The sequence below is a fragment of the Streptomyces sp. NPDC050211 genome (assembly GCF_040656035.1).
Taxonomy (GTDB): Bacteria; Actinomycetota; Actinomycetes; order Streptomycetales; family Streptomycetaceae; genus Streptomyces.
This window is the reverse complement of sequence record NZ_JBFALC010000179.1, coordinates 1-1541: the sequence shown is the minus strand read 5'-3', so window position 1 is coordinate 1541 and position 1541 is coordinate 1. Positions and strand designations below refer to the sequence as shown.

General features: G+C 66.8%; 4 protein-coding genes. 2 read left to right on the top strand and 2 right to left on the bottom strand.

What is annotated here, in order from left to right; genetic code table 11:
• On the top strand, positions 1 to 286 hold a 286-nt coding region (locus AB0I98_RS49860), incomplete at its 5' end, for a hypothetical protein (RefSeq protein ID WP_362953178.1).
• Positions 287 to 433: 147 nt separating this feature from the next.
• On the opposite strand, the gene AB0I98_RS49855 is transcribed toward AB0I98_RS49860, so the two are convergent.
• Positions 434 to 832 carry a hypothetical protein gene (locus AB0I98_RS49855; protein ID WP_362953176.1) on the bottom strand — a complete coding sequence of 133 codons (399 nt, stop codon included), beginning with the start codon at positions 830 to 832 and terminating at the stop codon, positions 434 to 436.
• A 125-nt stretch (positions 833 to 957) separates the two neighbouring features.
• Positions 958 to 1155: a hypothetical protein gene (locus tag AB0I98_RS49850; protein WP_362953174.1), complete on the bottom strand. Its 198-nt coding sequence runs from the start codon at positions 1153 to 1155 to the stop codon at positions 958 to 960.
• Positions 1156 to 1292: 137 nt separating this feature from the next.
• Here AB0I98_RS49850 and AB0I98_RS49845 point away from each other — a divergent pair, with 137 nt between their 5' ends.
• Positions 1293 to 1436, top strand: coding sequence for a hypothetical protein (locus AB0I98_RS49845; protein WP_362953172.1), 144 nt, complete (start codon positions 1293 to 1295; stop codon positions 1434 to 1436).
• Positions 1437 to 1541: the final 105 nt, after the last annotated feature.

The following is a 1541-nucleotide window of genomic DNA, read 5'->3' as shown; positions in this document are numbered from 1 at the left end:
GGGCTGGCCGGCGGTCCGAGCAGTCGCCGTTCTCCCCGGACCGGTCCCGGACCGACAGGCCCTGTGCGTGTACCGGATCAACGAACCACCACAGCGCGACGTCTCGGCCGACGAAATGTTCACCGGCACTGGACGGGGCCTCGGAACCCACTTCCAGGCGCTGTTCGGCACGAGACTCGTGGTACATCTGCACCATGTACGGGGCCCGTCACTGAAGAAACTCGCCCGGCGCCTACCCGCCTGGACAGACGGCCGCATCACCCTCACCACCGAACGCCCGGCCTGAAGCGGGCCGCCCATCAGGGGCTCTATGGGAACGTCGAGTGGAGCACGCGGGTACACCGGGGACTCCAAGACGTTCGTTTGGCCCTGTCTCACATTCGGCTCGGAGATCTCCTGCAAGCGGCCGATTGATCACGACATCACACACGCCCTAACAGCCGGACATCCACCAGGAGTCTGGATTCGCGCACTGCCCTGCCCGTGCCGCCGCATCCGCGGCGCCACGCTGTGTCAGTTCATCCTTCGCCGTCTGAGCCTGCGCCCGCATCGCCACACTGAAACAGTCCGGGTTCTGCAACACCACGTTGACCATCATGGCCGCACGGGCATCCTTCACGCCCTGCTCGGCATCCGCGGGAGTGTCCGCACTCTCCTTCACCGCCTGATCCATGGCCGCCTTTGCCGAGGTGCAAGCACTGCCGTCCCCACCACTGGTGGGCGCGGTCGTCCGGCCAGCGAGGAAGCCACCAGCCGCTGCGAGTACGGCGACCGTGACAGCGGCGGCGATACGGAGGTGCCGGCGTCTGCCGCCGTCGGCCTGTTCAGTCATGAGGCCCCCCTCGATTGATCCAGGGTGCCAGAATCGCAGACGGCTACGCTTCGCCTGGCCACGTCGCCAGCATCTCGCCCGTCTCCTCGTCGATGAGGGTGACGCAGGCGCCCGGCTAAGCCGGTCTAGGCGTTGTAGCCCTTCTGCGGCACTCCCGGACCCCACTTGGCCACGGCCACGGCATAGCACGAGCGGCACAGCGGATTGGCACCGCTTCCGTAGCGCCTGCACTTGGCATGGCACTTGCAGCACATGCCCTCCTCCGAGGAGTCCCACAGCGGCATCGGGTATTCCTTCAGCGTGATCTCTGTGGCTGCGGCCACGGGTGCGTCCGATCTACATGGGCGATGTGCGGCGGTATCACCTCGAACGCAGAATAGAACACCACTGCTCCGGACCCGGTGTCAGTGGCGCGCCGTACCTTGGACGTGTACCTCACTCCCTCCGGCCTCATGGTCGGGTGACGCCTGCCCTGGACCGGGTCAACGAGAGCATCCGCCGCCTCATGCAAGAACCCGCCAGCGCCGAGCGCACTGCGGCGTACGCGCGGCTCCTCGCCGAGTGGGCTGACCTGAAACAGGACGACGTCGAGCAGGCCGCGTAACGCTTCTCAGCGCAAGTTCCGCTCAGCGTCGCAGGCCTGCGACGGCCATCTCTCCCAACACCTCATCGAGGGCCCGCGGCGGCCGTTCCTTGTGGGGCAAACGAC